17 protein-coding genes and 1 pseudogene are annotated in these 18387 nt (G+C 70.9%); 9 read left to right on the plus strand and 9 right to left on the minus strand.

Annotated features, from left to right (window positions below):
* The 3 genes from IF78_RS0105205 to IF78_RS0105215 all read left to right on the plus strand — a co-directional run.
* Positions 1 to 1248 (plus strand): S1C family serine protease (locus tag IF78_RS0105205; RefSeq protein ID WP_031498057.1); only part of this gene is annotated, 1248 nt, incomplete at its 5' end.
* A gap of 295 nt (positions 1249 to 1543) precedes the next feature.
* Positions 1544 to 1996, plus strand: a complete 453-nt coding sequence (locus IF78_RS0105210; protein ID WP_031479279.1) for a sec-independent translocase — start codon at positions 1544 to 1546, stop codon at positions 1994 to 1996.
* Between the two features lie 239 nt (positions 1997 to 2235).
* Positions 2236 to 2904, plus strand: a complete 669-nt coding sequence (locus IF78_RS0105215) for a hypothetical protein (RefSeq protein WP_031479281.1) — start codon at positions 2236 to 2238, stop codon at positions 2902 to 2904.
* 61 nt (positions 2905 to 2965) lie between these two features.
* On the opposite strand, the gene IF78_RS0105220 is transcribed toward IF78_RS0105215, so the two are convergent.
* From IF78_RS0105220 to IF78_RS0105230, 3 genes are read right to left on the minus strand one after another with little or no spacing between them, the layout of a single operon-like run.
* On the minus strand, positions 2966 to 4099 hold the full coding sequence (locus IF78_RS0105220) for an Mrp/NBP35 family ATP-binding protein (RefSeq protein WP_031479283.1): 1134 nt from the start codon (positions 4097 to 4099) through the stop codon (positions 2966 to 2968).
* Between the two features lie 43 nt (positions 4100 to 4142).
* On the minus strand, positions 4143 to 4739 hold the full coding sequence (locus IF78_RS0105225) for a DUF1003 domain-containing protein (protein ID WP_031479285.1): 597 nt from the start codon (positions 4737 to 4739) through the stop codon (positions 4143 to 4145).
* A complete protein-coding gene (locus tag IF78_RS0105230; RefSeq protein WP_031479287.1) occupies positions 4729 to 6018 on the minus strand; it encodes a magnesium transporter MgtE N-terminal domain-containing protein in 1290 nt (429 codons plus the stop codon). The genes IF78_RS0105225 and IF78_RS0105230 overlap by 11 nt, the downstream gene beginning before the upstream one ends.
* 230 nt (positions 6019 to 6248) lie before the next feature.
* Here IF78_RS0105230 and IF78_RS0105235 point away from each other — a divergent pair, with 230 nt between their 5' ends.
* Entirely contained in the window at positions 6249 to 7001 is a 753-nt protein-coding gene (locus IF78_RS0105235; protein WP_031479289.1) for a hypothetical protein, read from the plus strand.
* A 42-nt stretch (positions 7002 to 7043) separates the two neighbouring features.
* Here the strand turns inward: IF78_RS0105235 and IF78_RS0105240 are convergent, their stop codons facing one another.
* Together IF78_RS0105240 and IF78_RS0105245 are read right to left on the minus strand one after the other, a co-directional pair.
* The gene (locus IF78_RS0105240; RefSeq protein ID WP_031479291.1) at positions 7044 to 7556 is read right to left on the minus strand and encodes a hypothetical protein; all 513 of its coding nucleotides are present in this window, start codon (positions 7554 to 7556) and stop codon (positions 7044 to 7046) included.
* Positions 7557 to 7588: 32 nt separating this feature from the next.
* On the minus strand, positions 7589 to 8704 hold the full coding sequence (locus IF78_RS0105245; protein ID WP_031479293.1) for a magnesium and cobalt transport protein CorA: 1116 nt from the start codon (positions 8702 to 8704) through the stop codon (positions 7589 to 7591).
* 508 nt (positions 8705 to 9212) lie between these two features.
* On the opposite strand from IF78_RS0105245, the gene IF78_RS0105250 reads away from it, so the two are divergent.
* Positions 9213 to 9797, plus strand: a complete 585-nt coding sequence (locus tag IF78_RS0105250; RefSeq protein WP_031479295.1) for a suppressor of fused domain protein — start codon at positions 9213 to 9215, stop codon at positions 9795 to 9797.
* Between the two features lie 30 nt (positions 9798 to 9827).
* On the opposite strand, the pseudogene IF78_RS45705 reads toward IF78_RS0105250, so the two are convergent.
* Positions 9828 to 10467, minus strand: a pseudogene (locus IF78_RS45705) (MFS transporter); the annotation flags it as partial.
* 196 nt (positions 10468 to 10663) lie between these two features.
* Between IF78_RS45705 and IF78_RS0105260 the strand changes: the two are divergent.
* From IF78_RS0105260 to IF78_RS0105270, 3 genes are all read left to right on the plus strand, one after another.
* Positions 10664 to 11305: a DUF6758 family protein gene (locus tag IF78_RS0105260; protein ID WP_031479297.1), complete on the plus strand. Its 642-nt coding sequence runs from the start codon at positions 10664 to 10666 to the stop codon at positions 11303 to 11305.
* A 147-nt stretch (positions 11306 to 11452) separates the two neighbouring features.
* On the plus strand, positions 11453 to 12310 hold the full coding sequence (locus IF78_RS0105265) for a PHP domain-containing protein (RefSeq protein ID WP_031479299.1): 858 nt from the start codon (positions 11453 to 11455) through the stop codon (positions 12308 to 12310).
* 162 nt (positions 12311 to 12472) lie between these two features.
* The gene (locus IF78_RS0105270; RefSeq protein WP_031479301.1) at positions 12473 to 13078 is read left to right on the plus strand and encodes a MarC family protein; all 606 of its coding nucleotides are present in this window, start codon (positions 12473 to 12475) and stop codon (positions 13076 to 13078) included.
* A 108-nt stretch (positions 13079 to 13186) separates the two neighbouring features.
* Here IF78_RS0105270 and IF78_RS47455 read toward each other — a convergent pair whose 3' ends face one another.
* The gene (locus tag IF78_RS47455) at positions 13187 to 13339 is read right to left on the minus strand and encodes a hypothetical protein (RefSeq protein WP_107049884.1); all 153 of its coding nucleotides are present in this window, start codon (positions 13337 to 13339) and stop codon (positions 13187 to 13189) included.
* A 217-nt stretch (positions 13340 to 13556) separates the two neighbouring features.
* Here IF78_RS47455 and IF78_RS0105280 point away from each other — a divergent pair, with 217 nt between their 5' ends.
* Positions 13557 to 14453, plus strand: a complete 897-nt coding sequence (locus IF78_RS0105280) for an NYN domain-containing protein (protein ID WP_031479303.1) — start codon at positions 13557 to 13559, stop codon at positions 14451 to 14453.
* Positions 14454 to 14465: 12 nt separating this feature from the next.
* On the opposite strand, the gene IF78_RS0105285 is transcribed toward IF78_RS0105280, so the two are convergent.
* Both IF78_RS0105285 and IF78_RS0105290 read right to left on the minus strand, forming a co-directional pair.
* Positions 14466 to 15389, minus strand: coding sequence for an alpha/beta fold hydrolase (locus IF78_RS0105285; RefSeq protein WP_051827504.1), 924 nt, complete (start codon positions 15387 to 15389; stop codon positions 14466 to 14468).
* A 144-nt stretch (positions 15390 to 15533) separates the two neighbouring features.
* Positions 15534 to 18083, minus strand: coding sequence for a DEAD/DEAH box helicase (locus tag IF78_RS0105290; protein WP_031479307.1), 2550 nt, complete (start codon positions 18081 to 18083; stop codon positions 15534 to 15536).
* Between the last annotated feature and the right edge of the window lie 304 nt (positions 18084 to 18387).

Raw genomic sequence — 18387 nt, forward strand, 5'->3', positions numbered from 1 at the left:
CCCCCCTACGCCGACACCCCACCCCCCACCACCCCCACCACTCCCTGGCAGAACTACGACCCCTGGGCCTCCAACCCCCACCCCGCCGCCCCCTTCCAGCAGAACGGCGCCGCGATCGCCACCGAGCAGCAGCGGCGTAAGCGGGCCAAGAAGGTGATGCTCGTCGGGGCCCTGTTGATCGCGCTGCTGTCCGGCGGGGTCGGCGGTGTCGTCGGGGCGTATCTCGAGCGCAACGGCGGTGTGGGGGAGCTGGAGCTGCCGCAGGCCGGGGCCGAGTCCAGTGGGCGGGCGCCGGACAGTGTCGCCGGGATCGCCGCTCGTGCGCTGCCCAGCGTCGTGACGCTGCACGTGAGCGGGAGCGAGGAGCAGGGCACCGGGACCGGGTTCGTGCTCGACGACAAGGGTCACATCCTCACCAACAACCATGTCGTCGAACCCGCCGGGGACGATGGCGAGATATCGGTGACCTTCCACAGCGGTGACACCGCCAAGGCCACGGTTGTCGGACGGGACGGCGGCTACGACCTCGCCGTAGTGAGGGTCAGCGATGTCAGCGGGCTCACGCCCCTGCCGCTCGGCAACTCCGACAACGTCCAGGTCGGCGACCCCGTCGTCGCCATCGGCGCCCCGTTCGACCTGGCCGGCACCGTCACCTCCGGCATCATCAGCGCCAAGGAGCGGCCCATCACGGCCGGCGGCGAGAGCGGGGACGCGAGTGATGTGTCGTACGTCGACGCGTTGCAGACCGACGCGCCCATCAACCCCGGCAACTCCGGCGGTCCCCTCCTCGACGCCCGCGCCCGGGTCATCGGCATCAACTCGGCCATCCGTTCCGCCGACAGCGGCTCCGATCTCGACGGCGGCCAGTCCGGCTCCATCGGCCTCGGCTTCGCCATCCCGGTCAACCAGGCCAAGCGCGTCGCCGAGGAGCTGATCAACACCGGCAGGGCGACCCACCCGGTGATCGGCGTCACCCTCGACATGGACTACACCGGCGACGGCGCCCGCGTCGGCACCAAGGGCAGCGACGGCGGACCGGCGGTCACCCAGGGCGGCGCGGGCGACAAGGCCGGTATCAAGCCGGGCGACGTCATCACCGAGGTCGACGGCCAGCGCGTCCACTCCGGCGAGGAACTCATCGTCAAGACCCGTGCCCACCGCCCCGGCGACCGCCTGGAGCTGACCCTGGAGCGCGGCGGCAAGGAGATCACGATCTCGCTGACGCTCGGCTCGTCCAGCGGGGACTGAGCGGGGACGAGGCGGCGACTGAATGGCGACTGAATGGCGCCTGAGTGGCGACTGAGCGGGGGCCGAGCGGGCGCCGAGAATCACAGAAACCTCACAGCGTGGCCCGTGTCACCGCCCCACACAGGCCCTGACAAGGCAAACAACCCGGAAAACCGCACCCCTACCCGCATTCGGAGGCCTCGGGACAGTACCGGTCGTAGCGGATCGCCGGGTACCGTGGATCCGGCCCGGACCACGGAAGACCCGCAATCGACCACCGAGGGCCGAGGACTGAGGACATCGCAAGGAGCTTCAGGTGTTCAATGACATAGGACCGCTCGAGCTGGTGACGCTCATCGTCCTCGCCGTGCTCGTCTTCGGTCCGGACAAGCTCCCGAAGCTCATCCAGGACGCCACGCGGACGATCCGTAAGATCCGCGAGTTCTCGGAGAGCGCCAAGCAGGACATCCGGCAGGAACTCGGCCCGGAGTTCAAGGACTTCGAGTTCGAGGACCTCAACCCCAAGACGTTCATCCGCAAGCAGCTGGACAACGACGAGCTGGGGCTCAAGGAGATCCGCAACGGCTTCGACCTGAAGAAGGAAATGGCCGAGGTCACCGACGCCGTCCACGGCCGTGACTCGGAGTCGTCGGCGGGTTCGGCGGGTTCCTCGTCCTCCTCGGGTTCCTCGGGCGGCGGCATTGACATGACGAAGAAGCCCGAGAACCCGCGCGACGACCGCCCGCCCTTCGACGCGGACGCCACCTGAGCCGTACGAAAGCCGTACGAACACAGGGGCGGGACGCCACTCATACGTGACGCTTCTCATACGCCGCCCGGGTCGCACACGGCCTGAACCCGCCCCCCGCGCGCCCCGCGCGCCGGGCGCTTTCCCTGCGGCTCGAAGCGGTGTGGCTATGCTGCCGAGTTGTTGTGCGGACCGGACGAGTACGCCCGAAGGGGGGCGGGCCGGGCTGGTCCGGCGAGAGCGAGGAGGCGTCCGGGCACATGGAGACGACGAGTCAGACGACGAGTCGGGCAGGCGCGCAGGCGCCGGCCGCGGAGAGCGGACAGCAGGTCCCCTCCGCCCGGCGCACTGTCGACGGCTACCTGCTGGCGCCCTTCCCGTGGTACGGCCTCGACGAGGCCTTCACGGGGCCGCGCTGGCTGATGCAGGTCGGCACGGCGGCCGACGGAGCCGTGGAACACGGATCGATCGGACACGGTGACGAGCCCTCCGTACGGAACGAGGGGTCGGAGGACCGGGAGCGGTTCGCGGTCGTGGTGACCGTCGCGGCGAATCCGTCCCGGCGCAGCGCCGACGGTACGGGGCTGCTGGAGGCGACGTCGGTGTCGTCGGCGGCTTGGCTCGCGGGAGTGGGGCTGCTGTCGTTCACATGGCCGGGGCAGATGGATCACTCGCTGCGCGACGACTGGCTGGACCAGCAGACGGAGACCGCGTGGGCTTTGGCCGATGATCTGAGTGGACCGGCCTGGTCGACGCTCTCCCTGCCCGTGGACGGGGTGCCCACGCCCTTCCACTACCGGGAGTCCGAGTTCGGGTGGGTGCTCGCCGGGTCCACGCAGGAAGGCGTGCATGTGGGGGCGTACGGGAGAGGCATGAGTGCGTACGGGCTGGGCTTCGCGATGATCAAGGACATCGCGGCGTACGCCTAGCTTTCGTGACGAGGTAGGGGGCGCCGTCCGGTGAGACGGCGCCCCCTCCTCGTACCAAGAGTCAGAACTTGTTGCGCGGCGTGATCCCCAGCGACATGCCCGACAGGCCCCGCTGGCGTCCTCCCAGCTTCCCGGCGATCGCCCGCAGTGCCGAGCCCGCCGGGGAGTCCGGGTCCGTCAGGACCACCGGCTTGCCCTCGTCGCCGCCCTCGCGGAGGCGGACGTCGATGGGGATGTTGCCGAGGACCGGGACGTTCGTACCCGTCGTACGCGTCAGGCCGTCCGCCACGACCTGGCCGCCGCCCGTGCCGAAGACGTCGACCATCTCGCCGCAGTGCGGGCAGGGCAGGCCGGACATGTTCTCGACCACGCCGACGATCTTCTGGTGGGTCTGGACGGCGATGGAGCCCGCGCGCTCGGCGACCTCGGCCGCCGCCTGCTGCGGGGTCGTCACGACCAGGATCTCGGCGTTCGGGACCAGCTGGGCGACGGAGATGGCGATGTCGCCCGTGCCCGGAGGCAGATCGAGCAGCAGAACATCCAGGTCGCCCCAGTACACGTCCGCCAGGAACTGCTGGAGCGCGCGGTGCAGCATGGGGCCGCGCCAGACCACCGGGGCGTTGCCCGGCGTGAACATGCCGATGGAGATGACCTTCACGCCGTTCGCGGACGGCGGCATGATCATGTTCTCGACCTGGGTCGGCCGGCCGTCGGCGCCCAGCATGCGCGGCACGCTGTGGCCGTAGATGTCGGCGTCGACGACGCCCACCTTCAGACCGTCGGCAGCCATCGCCGCCGCCAGGTTGACCGTGACGGAGGACTTGCCGACGCCGCCCTTGCCGGACGCGACCGCGTACACGCGGGTCAGCGAGCCCGGCTTGGCGAAGGGCACCTCGCGCTCGGCCTGGCCGCCGCGCAGGGCGTTCGCCAGCTCCTTGCGCTGCTCGTCGCTCATCACGTCGAGGGTGACGTCGACCCGGGTGACGCCCTCGACCGCGGAGACGGCGTCCGTCACGCGCTGCGTGATCGTCTCGCGCATCGGGCAGCCGGAGACCGTCAGGTACACGGTGACCGCGACCGCTCCGTCCGCGCCGATCTCCACCGACTTGACCATCCCGAGTTCCGTGATGGGGCGGTTGATCTCGGGGTCGTTCACCGTCGCCAGTGCTTCGCGCACCGCGTCTTCCGTAGCCATAAGGACGATGGTACGGCTCGGTAGCCATGCCCCGGAAAGCCCGTCAGCGGTCGTCTACGTCACGTCCACGCGACCGATCTGCCGGGAATACCCCGTGCTCGCGGTGACCGTCGGGCCGCTCCTCCAGCTCCTTCATCAGGTCCTGCAGCTCCGAGCGCATCCAGTCGCGGGTGGCGACCTCCCCGAGCCCGATGCGCAGCGCGGCGATCTCGCGGGTCAGGTACTCGGTGTCGGCGATCGACCGCTCGTTCTGCTTGCGGTCCTGTTCGAGGTTGACCCGGTCGCGGTCGTCCTGCCGGTTCTGGGCGAGCAGGATCAGCGGGGCTGCGTAGGAGGCCTGCAGGGACAGGGCCAGGGTCAGGAAGATGAACGGGTACTCGTCGAACTTCAGGCTGCTCGGTGCGGCGATGTTCCACAGCACCCACACGATGATCACAACCGTCATCCAGACGAGGAACCGCCCGGTGCCGATGAACCGGGCGATGCGCTCGGAGAACCGTCCGAAGGCCTCCGGGTCCCACTCGGGCACGATCCGACGGCGCGGCGGCCGGGGTTGGTCGAGGCGTGGGCGGGGCGCCCGGGTGGTCGCGGTGGCGCCCGCCGGCATGCGCTCGCGCGTGCCCTCGCGCTCAGGAGCCATGGGCGGCCACCTCCTCGCCCTCGTCCAGATGGAACTCCGTCTCCCGCCAGTCCTCGGGCAGCAGGTGGTCCAGTACGTCGTCCACGGTCACCGCGCCCAGCAGCGAACCGGACTCGTCGACGACGGGCGCCGCCACCATGTCGTACGTCGCGAAGAACCCGGCCACGACCGGCAGCGCCGCGTCCGGATCCAGGGCCTCCAGTGCCTCGTCGACGAGCGAGCTGACCAGGGTGTACGGCGGGTCGCGCAGCAGGCGCTGGAAGTGGACCGTGCCGAGGTACTTGCCGGTGGGCGTCTCGTCGGGCGGGCGGCAGACGTAGACCTGGGCGGCGAGCGCGGGGGACAGGTCGGGGTTGCGGACGCGGGCGAGGGCGTCGGCGACGGTGGCGTCCGGGCGCAGGATGATCGGCTCGGTGGTCATCAGGCCACCTGCCGTGTGCTCCTCGTACGCCATCAGACGGCGCATGTCGGCCGCGTCGGCGGGCTGCATCAGGCTCAGCAGCCGCTCCTGCTCGTCCGTCGGGAGCTCGCCGAGCAGGTCGGCCGCGTCGTCCGGGTCCATGGCCTCCAGGACGTCCGCGGCCCGCTCCTCCTTCAGCTTGCCGAGGATCTCGATCTGGTCGTCCTCGGGGAGCTCTTCGAGGACGTCGGCGAGGCGGTCGTCGTCGAGGGCGGCGGCGACTTCGGCGCGGCGCTTGGGGGAGAGGTGGTGCAGGACGTTGGCGAGGTCGGCGGGGCGCAACTGCTCGAAGGTGGCGAGCAGGCTCTCGGCGCCCTGCCCCTTCTCCTCCAGGGAGAAGCCGGTGACGGCCGACCACTCGACGGTCAGCGACTCGCCCTTGGCGCGCCGCAGAGGGCCGCTCTTGCCGCCCTTGCGCACGAACACCTTGTCGATCTCCCAGTCCCGGCGGGCCGGCCGCTGCTGTACCGACAGATCGAGGACGGTGACCTGCTCGCCGGTCTCGACGAGGGTGACCCGCCGGTCGAGCAGTTCGCCGAAGACGAGGCGCTCGGTGGGCCGCTGCTCGAAGCGGCGGACGTTGAGCACGCCGGTGGTGATGACCTGGCCGGACTCGATGCTGGTCACGCGGGTCATGGGGAGGAAGATGCGGCGCCGGGTGGAGAGTTCGACGACGAGGCCGAGCAGCCGGGGCGGGCGTCGGCCCACACGGAGCATGACGACCAGATCACGGACACGGCCCACCTGGTCGCCGTTCGGGTCGAAGGCGGCGATGCCGGCGAGGTGCGAGACGAAGATCCGGGGAGCGCCGGCTGCCATCGCTGAGGCTCCTTTGCGTGCGAAGTGTGCCGTGTTGCCCTGTTGCTGGTGCGGTTCCGCGGGCAGGGCCGCATTTCCGAATTGCCCGCTCGGGTGGGCTTCAGGCTAGCCCGTCCGGATCCGATATGCCCTGGTGAGCGGTACGGACGGACTGGCTCCGCCCGGGCCGTGAGGCCCCGGTACGCTGCCGTACGCCGCTCAGGTCCCACAACAGAAAGGCAGCCCCACCTGTGACTGCGATTCCCCAGGGTCGTGCGCGCCGGGCCGCGCTGGTGAGTGCCGTGTGCGCCCTGGTCGTGTCGGGAACGGGACTGACGGGATGCAGCGAGGACCCCGACGAGGGCACCAACGGGGTCGGCAAGCTGCCGCCCGCCGAGATCCAGCGCAAGACCCGTACGGCCGCGGACTCCGCCGAGGCGGTGCGCCTGTCGGGGAGCGTGGTGACCAGTGGGCGCACCTACAAGCTCGACATGCGGCTGAAGGCCGACGGGGCGACGGGGTCGGTCACGGCGCAGGGAGCGACGTTCCAGCTGCTGCGGATCGGTGAGCAGCTGTATCTGAAGGCCGACGCCGGCTTCTGGAGCGACGCGGGCGCTCAGGGCGGCGGCGAGGCCGATGCCGCGGCCGCGGACAAGCTGGGCGGCAAGTACGTGAAGGTGCCGCAGGGTGACCCGTCGTACAAGAAGTTCTCCGGCTTCACGGAGAAGGACGTCCTCCTCGGGGGCCTGCTGACCCTGCACGGCACACTGGCCGCCGCCGGCCACCACGAGCAGGCCGGCATCCGCACCATCCGCATCACCGGCGACAAGGGCTCCGGCGGCACCCTCGACGTCTCCCTGGAGGGCACCCCCTACCCCCTCCGCCTGACGCGGGCGGGCGGCGCGGGCACCCTGACCTTCTCGTCCTGGGGCAAGGACTTCGCGCTGAAGGAGCCGGCCAAGGACGAGACGGTGGACTACGGCAAGCAGCTGCCGACGTCGTAGGCGCCGGGCGGGCCACGTCGCAGGTGCCGGACGGGCCGTCGGCTACTTCCGCTTGCGCCTCTTCATCAACAACCTCGGCAGGCCGGCCGGAATCGGCTGCCGGGTCGTCGCCGGCGTCGGCAACGGAGGCTCGGCCAGACTGCCGTCGGGCAAGGGCGCCGTCGTGCCCGCCGGTTCCAGGCGCAGTACCCGGCAGTCACGCGCCCAGCGCTGCGGCATCGCCTCGCCGTCAGGGGCGTTGAGGCGCTTGCCCTTGAGCTCGGCGACCGTGGCATCCCACTGCTCGGAGCCCGACGCGAGCTCCACGACCTTCGCCGGCCACGAGACCAGCCGGCCGCCCTTGTCCTTGCTGCGGACCGTCACCTCGGCCCCGGCCCCGTCGACCAGCCCCGGCAGTGGCTGCTCGCCCGGACCGTCGCCCACGACACACGCCGCACCCTCGTGCCACACGTGCCACAGCGCCCGGGCCGGCTGACCGGGCCCCTTGACCCAGATGAGGCCGGACTTCTTCGTGGCCTCCTCGACGAGGGCCTGGTCGAGCAGCTCGCTTGTCATGGCCCAAGACTATCCAGCCCTCTCAAGGCCGGTCAGAGCCAGCCGTTCCGCTTCAGCGTGCGGTGGATGCCGATGCAGATCATCGCCGTGATGCCGAGCACCATCGGGTACCCGAACTTCCAGCGCAGCTCCGGCATGTAGTCGAAGTTCATCCCGTACACACCGCACACCATCGTCGGTACGGCGATGATCGCGGCCCACGAGGTGATCTTCCGCATGTCCTCGTTCTGGGCGACGGACGCCTGCGCCAGGTTGGCCTGGAGGATCGAGTTCAGCAACTCGTCGAAGCCCATCACCTGCTCCTGCACCCGGGCCAGGTGGTCGGCGACGTCCCGGAAGTACTTCTGGATGTCCGGGTCGATCAGCCGCATCGGCCGCTCGCTCAGCAGCTGCATGGGACGCAGGAGCGGCGCCACCGCCCGCTTGAACTCCAGGACCTCGCGCTTGAGTTGGTAGATCCGCCCCGCGTCCGTACCCCGCGGGCTCCCCTTGCGCCCCGGCGAGAAGACCTCCGTCTCGACCTCGTCGATGTCGTCCTGCACGGCGTCGGCGACCGCGATGTAACCGTCGACGACATGGTCGGCGATCGCGTGCAGCACGGCCGACGGGCCCTTGGCGAGCAACTCGGGGTCGTCCTGCAGCCGGTGCCGCAGCGCCCGCAGCGAGCCCTGCCCGCCGTGCCGGACGGTGATGAAGAAGTCCCGCCCGGTGAAGCACATGACCTCGCCGGTCTCGACGATCTCGCTGTTGGCGGTGAGCTCGTCGTGCTCGACGTAGTGGATGGTCTTGAAGACGGTGAAGAGGGAGTCGTCGTAGCGCTCCAGCTTCGGGCGCTGGTGGGCCTGCACCGCGTCCTCGACGGCCAGTGGGTGCAGTCCGAACTCGCTTGCGATACCGGAGAATTCGGCCTCGGTCGGCTCGTGCAGGCCGATCCACACGAATCCGCCGTCGCGGCGCACCTGGCGCATCGCCTCGTGCGGGGTGAGGGGCTTGGAGGTCTCGACGCGGGCGCCGTGCCGGTAGACGGCGCAGTCGACGACGGCCGAGGGCGTCGCGGGGTCGCGGGTGGTGTCGTAACTGCCGTTGTCCTTGCGCAGCGAGACGCGGGACGGGCGGACCACGGCACGCAGGTCGCGGATCATCGACATGAGCAGGCTCCTTCGCGACGGGCAACGAAGCGTGAAGGACCGCACACGGGTGGAACTGCCCGGAATGGGGACGTCCTGGCCTCAGGATGTTTGGCACGTCCACAAAGCGGGGAGCACCGCACCGTCGCGGTGATGTGTGCTTCGTTGCTGATTCAGATCAGACCGATCAGGCAAAGCGAAACGAAGTGCTCTTCCGCGTAGGACGCGAGCGTGAAAGGCGGCGGTCAGCCGGAGCCGGAACAGCCGAATCAGCTAGTCAGCGGCGGGAAGAGCGAGTGGTACTGCACGGTCGACTTCGATCCATGACAGCCCCACCTCCTCCGGCCGGTCCCTCGTGAGGGACGTTCCATACCCCTTTCGGGGTTCCCCGTAGGGGAGTCTCAATCTCGGTGCCGGGATTCGATCGCGATGCTCACGCATGCCGTCCCGAACACCGGGCAAGAGTATCAGCCGACAGAAGTGTCAAGGTGCTGCTTTGCCCGGTCCTGACGAGTTCTATGCTCGCGGCATGGCTGATGTTCTCCCTTTGGTCGAGGCCCGGTTGTGCACCGCGCTCGGCGAACCGGACGCCCGTGCGGCGGTCACCTTCCTCGGTACGGACCGCATCGAGGTGCTCCGTTTCCAGGAGGGCGACATCGTCCGCTACGCCACGCTGGGCATGTCCGCGCAGCCCATGAACGACCCCACCGCGATGGTCGCCGACCCGGTCGGGGGTCCTCGCGCCGAGCTGATCCTCTCGGTCCGCGCGGGCCTGGCCGATACCGACAAGGTCCTCCGCCCGCTCGCGGTACTCGCCGCGTCCCCGCAGGTCGAGGGTGTGATCGTGGCCCCCGGCGCTTCCCTCGACGTCGGCGAGCCCCTGTGGCCCGGAGCCCCGTTCACCTCGGTCCTGGTCGCCGAGCCGGGCGGCCTGATCGAGGACCTGGAACTCGACGGGCCCCTCGACCCGGTCCACTTTCTGCCGCTGCTCCCCATGACCCCGAACGAGGCCGCCTGGAAGCGCGTGCACGGCGCCCAGGCCCTCCAGGAGCGCTGGCTGACGCACGGGACGGACCTCCGGGATCCCGTCCGCGCGTCCGTCCCGCTGGAGTGAGGAACCTCACCAATCGGTGGCCAGAAACCGTCAGTTGGCGAAGACGGTGACACGGTCCTCGGCCGCGTGCCGCGTCGCCGGCTCCTCGGCCTCGTTGGTGAGCGCCGTCCGCCGTACGGCGACCACGAGCGCACCCAGCACGGCCGTGACCGCCGCCACCACGAACGGGATGTGGATGCTGCCGGTCCACTCCTCGATCCTGGGCGCGAAGAACCAGCGCACGTGCAGACGACGGCGGTGATGTGATCGCCGTAGCCGAGGATCAGCACGTCCACGGCGAGCAGCGCCAGTGAGCCGCCGAGCACCTTCAGCGAACCGAACCGCTTCTGCAGGCGGGGCCGCCGTGGCCGAGCGCCCTGATCGGGTCCAGCGGCGACGTCTTTCGGGCCGGCTTCGGCTGCTCCTTCAGGAGCACCGCGATGCACAGGAAGCCGACGGCCATCAGGAAGGCCGTACCGAAGAACGGACAGCGCCAGCCGGCGTCGCCGAGCAGCGGGCCGCATGCCATGCCGAGGCCGAGGACGGACTCGTACAGCAGGATCGCCGCGGCGCTGCCGCCGGCTGCGGCGCCCACGATGACCGCGAGGGCGGTCGAGACGAAGAGCGCGTTGTCGAGCCCCCAGCCCGCTCGGAAGCCGCCCAGTTCGGATCGGGTCGACGAGTCCGATGCCCATGAAGGCGACGACGGACGCGTCGGCGGTCGCCCTGAGGCCTTCGGCTGCCGCGACGAAGTAGATGGCGTATCCAAGCATCAATTTAGGCATGCTAACGACGCAACGTGGTTACGGCTTCCTGGACTGGTCGCTTCCGTCCGGACGGGTGATCGTCCTTGACGTGGCGCAGATGGGGTAGGACCGTGGGGCCCTATGAGGGGCGAACCCAGTTGCCCGAAGTGTGGTGGCCGGGTCAGGGCTCCCGGACTCTTCGCCGACACCTGGCAATGCGATGTGCACGGCACCGTCCATCCGGTGCAGCCCGTGATCCCGCCCAGCGTCGAGGCCCTCGGCGTGGTCGTGCATCGCACGCAGGTGCCGGTGTGGATGCCGTGGCCACTGCCGATCGGCTGGCTGTTCACGGGCGTCGCCAGCGCGGGCGACGACCGCAGTGGCGGTCGTGCGACCGCCGTGGCCTGCTCCGGGCCCGGCCCGCTCGGCGGCATGGGTGAACTGATCCTGGTCGCCGAGGAGCTCGGTGTCGGCCTCGGTGCGCGTTACGCGGGCACCGACGGGCCGGACCCGGGGCCGTACATGAACGTCGAGAAGCCACCGCAGGTCAAGGTGCTGGCCGCCGGGCGTCCGACGCCGCTGTGGCATGTGTCGGGCACGCCCGACGATCGTGCCGTGTTCGCGGGGGAGGCGCTCGGGATGTGGTTGTGGGCGGTCGTGTGGCCCGAGCAGTCGGGGTTGCTGATGTACGACGAGCTGGTGCTGACGGACCTGCGGGACGCGGGGGCGGAGGTCGAGCTCGTGCCGTGCGGGGCGTTGTCGCCGCGCTTGCTCGGGCCGTAGCGCGCCCGCTGGGTGGGCCGTGGGGCGCCATGAGCTCGGGTGGCTCATGTAAGGGGCGCTCGGCGATACGGGTGTGACAGGGGTCGTTGAAAATGCGGTTATCCTTGAGCGTCCCCATCCGTGCCGTCCCTGACTGGAGTCCGCGTCGTGCGCATCGATCTGCACACCCACTCCACTGCTTCCGACGGTACGGACACCCCGGCCGAGCTGGTGCGCAACGCCGCCGCGGCCGGGCTGGACGTGGTGGCGCTCACCGACCACGACACGACCCGTGGGCACGCCGAGGCGATCGCGGCGCTGCCGGCGGGGCTCACCCTCGTCACCGGTGCCGAGCTGTCCTGCCGTATCGACGGTGTCAGCATGCACATGCTGGCGTATCTGTTCGACCCGGAGGAGCCCGCGCTGCTCGCCGAGCGGGAGCTGGTGCGGGACGACCGGGTGCCGCGGGCCAAGGGCATGATCGCCAAGCTCAATGAGCTGGGGGTGCCCGTCACCTGGGAGCAGGTGCTGCGGATCGCCGGTGACGGTTCGGTCGGCCGGCCGCATGTCGCCTCCGCGCTGGTCGAACTCGGTGTCGTACCGACCGTGGGCGACGCCTTCACCGAGGACTGGCTGGCCGACGGCGGCCGGGCCTTCGTGGCGAAGCACGAGACCGACCCGTTCGAGGCGATCCGGCTGATCAAGGCCGCGGGCGGCGTCGCCGTCTTCGCGCATCCGGCCGCGAGCAAGCGGGGCCGTACGGTGCCGGAGTCCGCGATCGCCGAGATGGCCTCCGCCGGGCTCGACGGCATCGAGGTCGACCACATGGACCACGACCCCGACACGCGTGCGCGGCTGCACGGGCTCGCGAAGGAGCTCGGGCTGCTGGCCACCGGGTCCAGTGACTACCACGGCAGCCGGAAGACGTGTGTGCTCGGTGAGTACACGACGGACCCCGAGGTGTACGGGGAGATCACGCGGCGGGCGACCGGGGCGTTTCCCGTGCCCGGGACCGGCGGGGTCTAGGCCGGTCACCTTCACGTCTGTTCAGAGGCACCCGGCGCTGTCGGCCGTGCCCACCCGTTCCGCGCTGCGGAACGTCTGCCCACAGCGGTGGCGGCATGGCGCCAGTAGCCCGGCTCTGCCTGCCCACCGCACGTTTCACTCACCTCGCAAGGCCTCCTGCGCATGTTCGATCTCGCCGTCTTCGGCTCCCTCTTCCTGACCCTCTTCGTCATCATGGATCCCCCCGGGATCACCCCGATCTTCCTCGCGCTCACCTCCGGCCGGCCGGCCAAGGTGCAGAAGCGGATGGCATTCCAGGCCGTCTGTGTGGCGGGCGGTGTGATCGCGGTCTTCGGGCTTCTCGGTCATCAGATCCTCGACTACCTGCACGTCTCCGTCCCCGCGCTGATGATCGCGGGCGGGCTGCTGCTCCTGCTGATCGCGCTCGACCTGCTCACCGGCAAGACGGACGAGCCCAAGCAGACCAAGGACGTGAACGTCGCCCTCGTGCCGCTGGGTATGCCGCTGCTGGCCGGGCCGGGTGCGATCGTGTCCGTCATCCTCGCGGTGCAGAAGGCCGACAGCGTGGCCACGCAGGTGTCCGTGTGGTCGGCGATCCTCGCCATCCATGTCGTGCTGTGGCTCGTGATGCGGTACTCGCTGCTGATCATCCGGGTCATCAAGGACGGCGGCGTGGTCCTGGTGACGCGGCTCGCGGGCATGATGCTGTCGGCGATCGCCGTGCAGCAGATCATCAACGGCGTCACCCAGGTCATTCAGGGGAGCTGAGGTCCTGGAGAAGGCTGTGCGGGCCGCGTAAGCGTCCGGAACGCCGCAAGGGCCCCGTACGGCGTCGCAGCCGTACGGGGCCCTGAAGCTTCTTCGGGGATCCGCGTGTTACGAGGCCGAGGCCTCTGCCGGGCGGATCCACAACCGCTGACCGATCGAGGCGGCCTGCTGAACGATCCGGTTGACGGAGGCGGCGTCCACAACGGTGCTGTCCACGGGCGTCCCGTCGACCTCGTCGAGTCGCATGATCTCGAAGCGCATGGCTTCTCCCTTCGTCTGGTCATCCTCCCGATGAGCACTGGGGAGAACTACTGGGGTTACACGGGTATCCAACGGCCTGGGTGCTACAAACATTCCCTACGCTAAAGAAATTTTTCGAACGACTAACTACTGACTGGTAAGTGGTTGCCGGTGGATCAAGGCGAGACCGACCGGGACCGGTTGTGTTCGCAGCGTGACCGCCGGGACAATGGAGACGATGAACGACGACCTCGCGGCGCTCGCCGGCCGCATCGACCGCACCAACGAGCTGCTGCAACGCATGCTCGCCGAGGTGGCGAAGACGCCCTCGACCCATGCGATCTTCGTCGACGCGGGCTACCTGTACGCCGCCGCGGGACGGTTGGTCGCCGGGACCGAGGACCGCCGGGCCTTCGATCTGGACGCCGAGGGCCTCATCGAGGCGCTGATCGACAGGGCGCGCACGATCTTCGCGGACAGCAGGCTGCTGCGGGTCTACTGGTACGACGGTGCGCGGCGCCGTATCCACACGGCGGAGCAGCAGTCGATCGCCGAGCTTCCGGATGTGAAGGTGCGGCTGGGCAACCTCAACGCGAACAACCAGCAGAAGGGCGTCGATTCGCTCATCAGGACCGACCTGGAGTCACTGGCCAGACACCGCGCCATCAGCGACGCGGCCCTGCTCGGCGGGGACGAGGACCTGGTGTCGGCGGTCGAGGCCGCGCAGGGGTACGGCGCGCGGGTGCACCTGTGGGGCATCGAGGCACCGGAGGGCCGTAACCAGGCAGAGCCGCTGCTCTGGGAGGTCGACAGCCAGCGCACCCTCGACCTCGACTTCTTCAAGCCGTACGTCTCCCGGCGCACCGCCGCCGCGTACGAGGCGGCGGGGGCCGCCCGGCCGACGCGGGAGGACGTGCGGTTCGTCGGCGCGCAGATCGCGTCGAAGTGGCTCGCGGCGCGGGGGCGGGAGTCACTGGTCGAGCTGCTGCCCGGGCACCCGTATCTCCCCGGCTCGGTGGACCAGGACCTGCTGGTGGAGGCGGAGGGGCTGCTGCAGTACTCGCTGCGCGGGCAGGCGGATCTGCGGCGGGCGTTGCGGGACGGGTTCTGGGAGCACCTGCAGGCGCAGTACTAGGCCTGCGCCGTACTAGGCCTGCTGGCCGGCTGTCGGGGGTGTGCCCTCGGTGGCCTCGGTGCCGTCCACGCTGTCCCAGAAGTCGGCGACGGCCTGGGCGGTGCGCAGGGGCTGGTCGGCGTTGGGGGAGTGTTCGGCGCCGGGGACGACCGTCCGGCGGGCCTGCAGCCGCGCGGCCATGTCGTCGAGGACCGGAACCGGCCAGGTGTCGTCGCTGGCGCCCGACAGGACGTGGAACGGGAGGGGGAGAGCGGCGAGTTCGTCGACCCGGTCCGGCTCCGTGCACAACTGACGTCCGGTGGCGATGAGTTGGGCGGGCTTCGTGCCGAGCCACCGCCTGCGCAGCAGGTCCGGGCCGCCGATGCCGCGCGCCGGGCCGCCGACCTCCTCCGGCGGCCCCATGGCGAGGATCGCCTCCCAGGTCTCGGCCATGGTCATCACCGCGAGGGCGTCCCGCAGCAGTTTCACGCGCTGCTGCTGGGAGTCGGAGATCTGGGCGGGGCCCGACGCCATGAGGGTGAGCGAACGGAACGGCGCGTGGTCGAGGATCACGGCCGCGCGGGCGATCTGACCGCCCAGGGAGTGGCCGAGGAGGTGGAGGGGCGTGCCGTCCGCGTCGAGGGCCGCCGCCTGGGCGAGGACGTCCTGAGCCAACTCGTCGCGCGCGTAGGCGGATTCGTCGTCCGCCGGCCCGTCCGACTCGTGCTGTCCGCGTCCGTCGACGGCGACGGTGCGGTAGCCGCGCTCCGCCAGCGGCTCGTGCATAAGCGTGAAGTCCTCCTTGCTGCCCGTGAATCCGGGGAGCAGCAGGGCGACGCCTCGGGGCTCGACGCCGGGGGCGGCGGGGTGGTCCACGACGGCGAAGGTGCCGCGAGGAGTGTGGAGGGGGTAGGCACGGGCGTTCGGGGGCGGCGTGGCGGCGGGTTGGGTGGTCACGTTGGGGAGGGTAGCGGGTGGGGGCGGGCGAGTGGCGGGCCGGTGCTCCGGGTTCCCAGGGGCTGCCGGTCGCGCCGGGCCTGGGCGCCCACAACGCGACGGCCCGGCCCCGCGTGATGCGGGACCGGGCCGTCGTACGGGAGATCAGCTCTCCGCGGGCTCCGCGGCGGCCGTGGCCTTGCGGGTACGGCGCACCTTGGGCTTCGCCTCGGCCGTGCCGTCGGCGGTCTCCACGGTCGCCGCCGCCTTGCGCGTACGGCGGCGCGGTGCGGGAGCCTCCGTGGCGGCCGGCTCCTGGGTTGCCTGCGCCGGGATGTCCGCGGCCAGGGCGGAGGACGCCGCGGTCTTGCGGGTGCGGCGTGCCCTGGGCTTGGCCTCGGCGGTCTCGGCCGTGTCGACGGCCACCTCGGCGGCGGCCGTCGCCTTGCGGGTGCGCCGGGGCTTGGCCTCGGCGGCCTCCGGCTCCGGGGCGGTCGCGGCGGCCTTGCGCGTACGGCGCGGCTTCGCCTCGGTGGCCTCGGCCGTGTCGACGGCGGCCTCGGCGGTGGCCGCGGTCTTGCGGGTGCGGCGTGCCTTGGGCTTCGCCTCGGCGGCCACGACCGTGTCCATGGCAGCCTCGGCCGTCTCCACGGCAGCCTCCGCCGGGGCGGTCGCCTTGCGGGTACGCCGTGCCTTCGGCTTGGCCTCGGCGGCCTCCGGCTCCTGGGCCGTCTGGGCCGGGATGTCGGCGGCCTCGACGGACGCGGCGGTCTTGCGGGTACGGCGCGTCCTGGGCTTGGCCTCGGTGGCCTCGGCCGTGTCGACGGCGGTCTCGGCGGCGGCCGTTGCCTTGCGGGTACGGCGGCGCGGCTTGGTCTCCGGTGCCTCCACGGTTTCCGCGGTCTCCGGAGTCGGCTGGACGGCCTCCGTGGTGCCCTCGGCCGTGGCGACCGCGGCCTCCGCCGTGACCGTCGCCTTCCGGGTACGGCGGCGCGGCTTGGCGGCGGGAGCCTCCTCGGGCTCAGCGGCCTGCGGAGCCGTGGCGGGCTCGGAGACCTGGACGGCTTCCGCGGCCTTCTCGGCCTCCGGCGACTGCGCGGCTTCCGGCTCCGGCGTTGCCACTGCCTCCGCCGAAGTCGCCTTCGGCTCCGCCGACTTGCGCGTCCGGCGGCGGCGCGGCTTGGCCGGGGTCTCCTCGGTCGCGTCCAGGGACGGGCCCTCGGCCGTCGTGACGGCTGCCTCCGCGGCGTCCGTGGACGTGGCCGTCACGGCAGGCGCCGGCTCACCCGAAGCGCCGCCGCGGGTGCGGCGACGGCGACGCGGGGTGCGCGGCGCGGTGACGGCCTCGGCGGTCTCCTCCGCAGCGTCGGAACCGGCGGCGGGCGCCGCCGTCCCGTCGAGCAGCGCTCCGCCGCGCGTGCGGCGGCGGCGACGCGGCGTACGGGCCGGGCGCTCGCGGTCCGAGGACGTACGGGACTCTTCCCGGCCGCCTCGGCCACCGCGACCGCGCGCACCGCGCCCGCCGGTCTCGCCGAGGTCCTCCAGCTCCTCCGCCGCCAGCCCGGCGCGCTTACGCTCCGCGCGGGGCAGGACACCCTTGGTGCCCGCGGGGATGTTCAGTTCCTCGAAGAGGTGCGGGGACGTGGAGTACGTCTCCGGCGGGTCGTTGAAGTTGAGCTCCAGCGCCTTGTTGATCAGCTGCCAGCGCGGGATGTCGTCCCAGTCGACGAGGGTGATCGCGATGCCCTTGGCGCCCGCGCGGCCGGTGCGGCCGATGCGGTGCAGGTACGTCTTCTCCTCTTCCGGCGACTGGTAGTTGATGACGTGCGTCACACCCTCGACGTCGATGCCGCGCGCGGCGACGTCGGTGCAGACGAGGACGTCCACCTTGCCGTTGCGGAAGGCGCGCAGGGCCTGCTCGCGGGCGCCCTGGCCGAGGTCGCCGTGGACCGCGCCGGCGGCGAAGCCGCGCTGCTGGAGCTGGTCGGCGAGGTCGGCCGCGGTGCGCTTCGTACGGCAGAAGACCATGGCCAGTCCCCGGCCGTCGGCCTGCAGTATGCGCGCGACCATCTCCGGCTTGTCCATGTTGTGCGCGCGGTAGACGAACTGCGCGGTGTTCGCGACCGTCGCGCCCTCGTCGTCCGGCGCGGTGGCGCGGATGTGGGTGGGCTGCGACATGTAGCGGCGCGCGAGGCCGATGACCGCGCCCGGCATTGTCGCCGAGAACAGCATGGTCTGGCGGCGGGCCGGCAGCAGGTTGATGATCTTCTCGACGTCGGGCAGGAAGCCCAGGTCGAGCATCTCGTCGGCCTCGTCGAGGACGAGCGCCTTGATGTGCTTGAGGTTCAGCTTCTTCTGGCCCGCGAGATCCAGCAGTCGGCCCGGGGTGCCGACGACGACGTCGACGCCCTTCTTCAGGGCCTCGACCTGGGGCTCGTAGGCCCGGCCGCCGTAGATGGCAAGGACGCGTACGTTACGCACCTTGCCCGCGGTCAACAGGTCGTTGGTGACCTGCGTGCACAGCTCGCGCGTGGGGACGACGACGAGCGCCTGCGGGGCGTCGGTGAGGGATTCGGGCTTGGCGCGCCCGGCCTCGACGTCGGCGGGGACGGTGACGCGCTCCAGGAGCGGGAGGCCGAAGCCCAGCGTCTTGCCGGTGCCGGTCTTCGCCTGGCCGATGACGTCCGTGCCGGAGAGGGCGACGGGGAGGGTCATCTCCTGGATGGGGAAGGGGTTGACGATGCCGACGGCCTCAAGGGCCTCGGCGGTCTCGGGAAGGATTCCGAGCTCTCGGAAAGTCGTAGTCAGGGTGCTGCCTCTTCTGTGTGCGCGGTGCGAGGCGAGCGCGGGGGTCTTTGACGGACCGTGCCGGGGGACGTCGGCTGCCATACGGTCGGGCCGTAAGGCACGGGACCACTGCCGACGCTCGAGCGCTCGTACCGCTGAGGGTGTCCCCCTCCGGGCTTCGTACGCAGAGTGCCGTACGGCCGTGGAGGGCTGTCGGGTCGGAGCCGATCGG

Source organism: Streptomyces bicolor, assembly GCF_000719285.1.
Classification (GTDB): domain Bacteria; phylum Actinomycetota; class Actinomycetes; order Streptomycetales; family Streptomycetaceae; genus Streptomyces; species Streptomyces bicolor.